Here is a 7,908-nt window from a genome sequence, read left to right on the forward strand (position 1 = left end):
ATTACTAGCTTTGTCTAGGTTTTCTTTTTTCGATGACAATCACAAATGGAGCATCATTTTTTTGATTAATAAAGTTGTAAGATAATACATGGAAATCTTGTTGGGGGATAGCTTCGCAAAAAGTCACAACAGCATCTTTTTCTTGTTTTCCAGCAGGGTGACCGTGATAAATAACGAGAATAATGACGCCACCAACTTCAAGCAGCTCCATTAAATGGCCAATGCTTTCTAAAGTGGAGTCCGCCGTTGTCGTAATTTCTTTATCACCACCAGGTAAATAACCAAGATTGAAAATAGCAGCGCGAACTGGTTTGGATGTATATTCTGGGATGCGCGCATGGCTAGCACAAACGAGCTCAACTTGTGAACTGGCAGCCGCGTTTTCTAAGCGCTCTTTCGTCGCATCAATCGCCAGCTGTTGAATATCAAACCCAAGCACATGGCCGTTAATGCCGACTAGTTCCGCTAGTAAAAGCGTATCATGCCCATTTCCACAAGTCGCATCCACTACATAATCTCCCGAACGAACTACTTTTCGAAGGGTGTCATGGGCGAAGGGGAGGATACCTCTTAAATTCATTCAGAAATCACTTCCGCAGGTTGATACAGTTTCCCTTGCCAGCTATCTCTTCGAACGAGTTCCGCATCAATCGCATTCAGAACTTCAAACTTATTCAAACTCCAAACCGGTCCAATTAAATCATCCACACCACCGTCACCAGTAATCCGGTGAATAACCATTTCTGGTGGTAAGATTTCAAGTTGATCAGCCACTAAGTTCACATAGCCCTCGCGCGTTAAAAATTCTAAATCACCTTTTTTATAATCTTCTACCATAGGCGTCCCTTTTAATAAATGAAGCAAATGGATTTTAATACCGTCAACGCCACTTTCTACTACTTTGCGGGTTGTCTCCATCATCATTTCCGGTGTTTCTTTTGGAAGCCCATTAATAATGTGGGTGCAAATTCGGATATTGTGCTTTTGCAGTTTGCGCACACCTTCTACATAACAATCATAATCATGCGCCCGGTTAATTAAGCGCCCAGTTTCATCATGAGCAGATTGCAATCCAAGCTCTAACCATAAGTAAGTCCGTTCATTTAATTCAGCCAAATATTCCACGACATCATCTGGCAAACAGTCCGGTCTTGTCGCAATCGAAAGACCAACCACGCCCGGCTCATTCAAAACTGTTTCGAATTTTTCGCGCAGTTCGGCAACCGGGGCATGTGTATTCGTGAAAGCTTGGAAATACGCGATACATTTACCATCTTTCCATTTCGTTTGCATTTTATCGCGAACTTGTTGGAATTGCACTTTTAAATCGAGCGCGCGGTTTCCGGCAAAATCCCCAGAACCGGCCGCACTACAAAAAGTACAACCACCATGCGCGACCGTGCCATCACGATTCGGACAATCAAAGCCGCCATCTAGCGCCACTTTATAAGTCTTTTGACCAAATTCCTCGCGCAAGCAGTAATTCCACGTATGATATCTTTTATTATCATTACTATATACAAATGGATTCGTTTGTTTCACTAGTTTTAGACTCCTTCAAATGAAATTCTCCATTCATTTTAGCACATTTTACTAGGAAAGTTAGATAAATCTTCAGAGTGCTTGCTAAAAAAAAGAAATTCAGCTACAATAAAACTAATGAATTTTGCGAAATAGCGATGAATTGGAGTAGTAATCTGCATATTTTGATGTGAAGAGAGCTGACGGTTGGTGCAAGTCAGTCACAAAATCCGGATGAACTTACCATGGAGCTTGGGTGTATCCCCGTTTTCCGCGTTAAGGAATTGATAAGTTGAGTGGTCAAACACTAATGTGGGTGGTACCGCGGGAGAAGCATCTCTCGTCCCATGGCGATAAGCCGTTGGGATGTAGGGATTTTTTTGTAGCCAAAATTCGATATTTTAAGGAAAAGAGGATGAGTAAAGTGACATTTAATCATAAAAAAATGGAACCGAAATGGCAACAATATTGGAGTGAACATAACACTTTCAAAACAACCGAAGATAAAAATAAAGAAAACTTCTATGCACTAGATATGTTTCCTTACCCATCTGGAGCCGGTCTTCACGTAGGACATCCAGAAGGTTATACAGCAACTGATATTTTGTCTCGAATGAAACGGATGCAAGGGAAGAACGTACTTCACCCAATTGGTTGGGATGCATTTGGTCTTCCAGCTGAACAATATGCGATTGATACTGGTAATGACCCAGAAGAATTTACTGCACTTAATATTGCAAACTTTACTCGCCAAATTAAATCACTCGGTTTTTCCTACGATTGGGACCGCGAAATCAATACAACAGATCCCGAATATTACAAATGGACTCAGTGGATTTTTGAAAAACTATATGAAAACGGCCTAGCTTATGAAGCCGAAATCGCTGTAAACTGGTGCCCAGAGCTTGGAACAGTTTTAGCTAACGAAGAAGTTATCGATGGTAAAAGTGAACGTGGTGGTTTCCCAGTTTTCCGTAAACCAATGCGCCAGTGGATGCTTAAAATCACTGCCTATGCAGATCGTTTGCTAGATGACCTTGACCTAGTGGACTGGCCTGAAAACATCAAAGACATGCAACGCAACTGGATTGGCCGTTCTGAAGGAGCAGAAGTCACTTTTAAAATCAAAGGTAGCGATGCAACATTTAACGTCTTCACAACACGCCCAGATACCCTTTTTGGCGCAACATATACGGTGTTTGCACCTGAGCATGAACTTATCGAAAAAATCACTACACCGGAGCAAAAAGAAGCAGTAGAAGCATACAAAAAACAAGTAGAACTTAAAAGCGAACTAGAAAGAACCGACCTTGCAAAAGATAAAACAGGTGTCTTCACAGGAGCTTACGCAATTAATCCAATCAATGGCGAAGAAGTGCCAATTTGGATTGCGGACTACGTGTTGATTCAATATGGAACGGGCGCAATTATGGCCGTACCAGCACATGACGAACGCGACTTTGAGTTCGCGCGACAATTTGGCCTAAATATCCGACCAGTACTTGAAGGCGGCGACGTAACAAAAGAAGCTTTCACTGGCGACGGTCCACACATTAATTCCGATTTCTTGAACGGACTAGCTAAAGCAGAAGCGATTACCGCTGCAATTGATTGGCTAGAAAAAGAAGGCATCGGTAGCCGCAAAATCACCTACCGTTTGCGCGACTGGTTGTTCAGCAGACAACGTTACTGGGGGGAACCAATTCCTGTTATCCACTGGGAAGACGGCGAAACAACGCTTGTACCAGAAGAAGAACTACCACTACTTCTACCAAAAGCAACGGAAATCAAACCATCAGGCACAGGCGAATCGCCACTTGCGAACTTGCATGATTGGGTAAACGTAACTGACGAAAATGGCCGTAAAGGACGTCGCGAAACAAATACCATGCCGCAATGGGCTGGCTCAAGCTGGTATTTCTTGCGTTACATTGATCCAAAAAACAGCGAAGCAATTGCAGACAAAGAAAAACTAGCAGAATGGCTTCCAGTTGACGTTTACATCGGCGGGGCAGAGCATGCTGTACTTCACTTGCTTTACGCACGTTTCTGGCATAAATTCTTGTACGATATCGGCGTAGTCCCAACAAAAGAACCTTTCCAAAAACTATTTAACCAAGGAATGATTCTTGGCGAAAATAATGAAAAAATGTCCAAATCAAGAGGAAATGTCGTTAATCCTGATGAAGTAGTAGAAAAATACGGCGCAGACACACTTCGCTTGTATGAAATGTTCATGGGCCCACTAGAAGCTTCGATTGCTTGGAATGAAAATGGACTAGAAGGTGCGCGTAAATTCCTAGACCGCATCTGGCGCTTGTTAGTAACCGAAGAAGGCACACTCGCTGAAAAAGTCACAACAGCAACCAATGCCAATTTGGAAAAAGCATATCATCACATGGTGAAAACAGTAACGAATCACTACGAAAACCTGCGTTTCAATACCGGAATTTCCCAACTAATGATTTTCATCAATGAAGCCTACAAACAAGACACGATTCCAAAAGAATATGTCGAAGGTTTCGTTCAATTACTATCACCAATCGCACCACACCTTGCTGAAGAATTGTGGGAAATCCTAGGCCATACTGAAACAATCAGCTACGTAGCTTGGCCAACATACGACGAAGCCAAATTAGTAGAAGATGAAGTGGAAATCGTACTTCAAGTAAATGGCAAAGTGAAAAGTAAAATCACTGTTGCCAAATCGCTTGGAAAAGAAGAACTAGAAAAAATCGCACAAGAAGACGACAAAATGAAAGAAAACCTAGAAGGCAAAACAATCCGTAAAGTGATTGTCGTTCCAGGGAAGCTTGTAAATATTGTTGCGAATTGATTGTAAAATAGTGATACAAAGGCTAAATGTAGTCTTTGCATCACTATTTTTTTAGTAAGGATTTCATTCATATTACTCTAGTTATTATGGTAAAATGAAGTATCTTTACAAAATATAGATAATCAAGAAGGGATGAAGAGATTGAAATTTTTTGACAAATTAAAAGAAAATAGAACTGTAAAAAAAGAACAAAAAAACCTAGATGAATTATTAAAAGAAATTAGTCATTCAAAAACGGAATTGGATTCGTTGCAAGTAAAGCTATCAGACAAAGAAACTTTGATTTCAAATTTGAAAAAAGAAGTGGAAGAAGAAAATAAAGAAGTTAGAGAGAACATCATTAAAGAAGCTAAAAACCATGTTTCGACTTTGAACAATGAGCTGCTAGAAATGCAAATGAAGAAGGAAGAATTACAAAAAGAGTTGGTTGAACTGCCAGAACAAATTGAATTGGAAACGTTTGGTTTCTATAAACCTAAATATGATTTTGCGACTTCTTTAGGCTATAAAGAAAAACTGGAACAAATTCGTTTAGAACAAAAACAATTAGTTACCATAAAAGAAGCAATTTTAGTCCAAAAATCTTGGACAGTTGATGGAAGTGCAGCAAAAGGTAGAACATTTACTAATAGATTGGTTAAGGCTTTAGTGAGAGCTTTTAATAATGAATGTGAAGCTGCTATCAATAAAGTCAAATACTCTAATTTTTTACAAATACAAAAACGAATAAATAAGTCTTATGAACAATTGAATAAGTTAAATGAAACAAATTCAATTGAAATATCACCAGTTTTTTTAAATTTAAAATTAGATGAACTTTCTTTAGCGTTTGAATATGAACAAAAGAAACAAGATGAGAAAGAACAATTAAGAGAGCAAAGAGAGCGGGAACGAGAAGAGAAGGCTTTACAAAAAGAAATCAATGATAAAAAGAAAATCATTGATAAAGATATTACGCATTATAAAAACATGTTGGACGAATTACAACAAAAACTGGATTCAAAAGATGCAAATCAAATTGATCTAGAGCTAAAAATCACTGAATTACAGAAAAAAATAAATGAAAAAGAAACAGAGAAAGAAGAGCTTGACTACAGAGAAGCACATGCTCAAGCAGGCTATGTATATATTATTAGCAATATCGGATCTTTTGGAGACGATATAGTGAAAATAGGTGTTACTCGCCGACTAAATCCACTAGAAAGAATAAGTGAATTAAGTAGCGCTTCTGTTCCATTCAAATATGATGTGCATGCCTTAATTTTTAGTTATGAAGCATATAAACTAGAAGCTGAATTACATCAAAAATTCTCTAACTATCGGATTAATAAAGTAAATAATAGAAAAGAATTTTTCAAAGTAGCCATTAGCGATTTAGAAGAAGAGCTTTCTAAATATGAAAGTTTGACTATTGATTTCGAAAAAATTCCTGAGGCACAAGAGTATCGAGAATCATTAGCGTTAATTAATTAATATTTGAAGCCGTAAAACTTGCAAGCTCAGCCGTAATTGCTCTTGCATTTAAAGTGTTTTTATGGTATATTAGGAAACAGTGTTAAATCACACACGCACGGTGACAGACTGAGAAGGTGCTTGGCGGCTTGTTCGCGCAAGTTTTTCAGCTGGTTGATCCATGCGGAGGGCGGTTATCCGCAAAAAATAAACCAATAGGAGGGAATAACACATGCCTGTTATTTCAATGAAACAATTATTAGAAGCTGGCGTTCACTTCGGTCACCAAACTCGCCGTTGGAACCCAAAAATGAAGAAATATATCTTCACAGAAAGAAATGGTATTTATATCATTGACCTACAAAAAACAGTGAAAAAAGTAGACGAAGCTTTCAACTTCATGCGTGAAGTAGCTAGCGACAACGGAACTATCCTGTTTGTAGGAACTAAAAAACAAGCTCAAGAATCCGTTCGCGACGAAGCTATCCGTTCTGGACAATATTTCGTGAATCATCGTTGGTTAGGTGGTACTTTAACTAACTTTGAAACTATTCAAAAACGTATTCAACACCTTAAAAAAATCGAAAGAATGGAAGCAGATGGAACTTTTGAAGTCCTTCCTAAAAAAGAAGTTGTCCTTCTTAAAAAAGAACAAGAAAAACTAGAACGCTTCTTAGGCGGAATCAAAGACATGAAAGGTCTTCCTGATGCATTATTCATCGTTGACCCACGCAAAGAACGTATTGCGGTTGCAGAAGCTCGTAAACTTCATATTCCTATCATCGGTATTGTTGATACAAACTGTGATCCGGATGAAATCGACTACGTAATCCCTGCAAATGATGACGCTATCCGCGCGGTTAAACTTTTAACTGCTAAAATGGCTGACGCTATCATTGAAGTGAACCAAGGGGAAGAGTTAACGGAAGCGGAAGTTGCTCCTGTAGAAGAAAAAGCTACAGAAGAAACTACTGAAGCATAAGATTTTATTTGAAACTTTCAAGGTGATAAGGCACTATTCTTATCACCTTTTTTAAAGAGAAAAATTGGAGGGAAAATAAATGGCTAATATTACAGCTCAAATGGTAAAAGAATTACGTGAAAAAACTGGTGCTGGTATGATGGATTGTAAAAAAGCACTTGTAGAAACAGAAGGAGATATGGAAAAAGCAATTGACTATCTTCGTGAAAAAGGAATCGCTAAAGCTGCGAAAAAATCTGATCGTGTAGCTTCTGAAGGTATGACTCATGTAATCAGCAATGAAAAACATGCCGTAGTACTTGAAGTAAATGCTGAAACAGATTTCGTTGCTAAAAACGATAACTTCCAACAATTAGTTGACGCTTTAGCTAAACAAATTCTTGCAGTACGTCCAGATAGCTTAGAAGACGCGCTTAAAACAGAAATGCCTAATGGCCAAACTGTTCAAGATTACATCACTGAAGCAATTACAAAAATCGGTGAAAACATTTCCCTTCGTCGTTTTGAAGTAAAAGAAAAAGCAGACAACTCTGCTTTCGGCGAATACATCCACATGAACGGACGTATTGGTGTTCTTACACTTCTTGAAGGAACTACTGATGCTACAGTTGCAAAAGACGTTGCTATGCACATCGCTGCAATCAACCCTAAATACATTTCTCGTGAAGATGTTTCTTCTGAAGAAGTTGCACACGAAAAAGAAGTATTAACTCAACAAGCATTAAACGAAGGCAAACCAGCTAATATCGTTGAAAAAATGGTAGAAGGCCGTTTGAAAAAATATCTAAGCGAAATTTCCTTAGAAGACCAACCTTTCGTTAAAAACCCAGACATCACTGTAGGCGACTACGTGAAACAAAGCGGTGGTAAAGTTGTATCATTCGTACGTTTCGAAGTAGGCGAAGGAATCGAGAAAAAAGAAGATAACTTTGTTGAAGAAGTAATGAGCCAAGTGAAAAAATAAGTCAATTTTAAATTGATTAGTAAAACCCCGTATTTTCTTAGAAAATGCGGGGCTTTTTCTTTTTAAATATTTTCATGCACGCTTACTAGGAGTCAATCATTGTAAGATTTGGTGAATACTTATACTTTATTATTCACTTAGTAATAATTCAAA

6 protein-coding genes and 1 other annotated feature are annotated in these 7,908 nt (G+C 38.4%); of the genes, 4 read left to right on the forward strand and 2 right to left on the reverse strand.

Annotated features, from left to right (window positions below):
* Positions 1-4: 4 nt before the first annotated feature.
* Entirely contained in the window at positions 5-580 is a 576-nt protein-coding gene (mnmM, locus tag HCJ30_RS14105; RefSeq protein ID WP_185392782.1) for a tRNA 5-(aminomethyl)-2-thiouridylate-methyltransferase MnmM, read from the reverse strand.
* Positions 577-1,542: a tRNA modification radical SAM protein MnmL/YtqA gene (mnmL, locus tag HCJ30_RS14110; RefSeq protein ID WP_185392784.1), complete on the reverse strand. Its 966-nt coding sequence runs from the start codon at positions 1,540-1,542 to the stop codon at positions 577-579. The genes mnmM and mnmL overlap by 4 nt, the downstream gene beginning before the upstream one ends.
* 128 nt (positions 1,543-1,670) lie before the next feature.
* Positions 1,671-1,872, forward strand: a binding site (T-box leader).
* A gap of 73 nt (positions 1,873-1,945) precedes the next feature.
* Here mnmL and leuS point away from each other — a divergent pair.
* From leuS to tsf, 4 genes are all read left to right on the forward strand, one after another.
* The gene (gene leuS / locus HCJ30_RS14115) at positions 1,946-4,357 is read left to right on the forward strand and encodes a leucine--tRNA ligase (RefSeq protein ID WP_185392786.1); all 2,412 of its coding nucleotides are present in this window, start codon (positions 1,946-1,948) and stop codon (positions 4,355-4,357) included.
* Between the two features lie 132 nt (positions 4,358-4,489).
* Positions 4,490-5,830, forward strand: coding sequence for an SNIPE associated domain-containing protein (locus HCJ30_RS14120; protein WP_185392788.1), 1,341 nt, complete (start codon positions 4,490-4,492; stop codon positions 5,828-5,830).
* A gap of 211 nt (positions 5,831-6,041) precedes the next feature.
* The gene (rpsB, locus tag HCJ30_RS14125; RefSeq protein ID WP_003723971.1) at positions 6,042-6,791 is read left to right on the forward strand and encodes a 30S ribosomal protein S2; all 750 of its coding nucleotides are present in this window, start codon (positions 6,042-6,044) and stop codon (positions 6,789-6,791) included.
* Positions 6,792-6,870: 79 nt separating this feature from the next.
* Positions 6,871-7,755 carry a translation elongation factor Ts gene (tsf, locus tag HCJ30_RS14130; protein WP_008948017.1) on the forward strand — a complete coding sequence of 295 codons (885 nt, stop codon included), beginning with the start codon at positions 6,871-6,873 and terminating at the stop codon, positions 7,753-7,755.
* The last annotated feature ends 153 nt before the right edge of the window (positions 7,756-7,908 follow it).

It is taken from the genome of Listeria cossartiae subsp. cossartiae (assembly GCF_014224155.1).
Taxonomy (GTDB): domain Bacteria; phylum Bacillota; class Bacilli; order Lactobacillales; family Listeriaceae; genus Listeria; species Listeria cossartiae.

Excerpts from the sequence above, each read along its gene's own strand:
- mnmM (WP_185392782.1), bottom strand. The coding sequence starts at position 580 with ATGAATTTAAGAGGTATCCTCCCCTTCGCCCATGACACCCTTCGAAAA.
- HCJ30_RS14120 (WP_185392788.1), top strand. The coding sequence starts at position 4,490 with ATGAAGAGATTGAAATTTTTTGACAAATTAAAAGAAAATAGAACTGTA.
- rpsB (WP_003723971.1), top strand. The coding sequence starts at position 6,042 with ATGCCTGTTATTTCAATGAAACAATTATTAGAAGCTGGCGTTCACTTC.
- tsf (WP_008948017.1), top strand. The coding sequence starts at position 6,871 with ATGGCTAATATTACAGCTCAAATGGTAAAAGAATTACGTGAAAAAACT.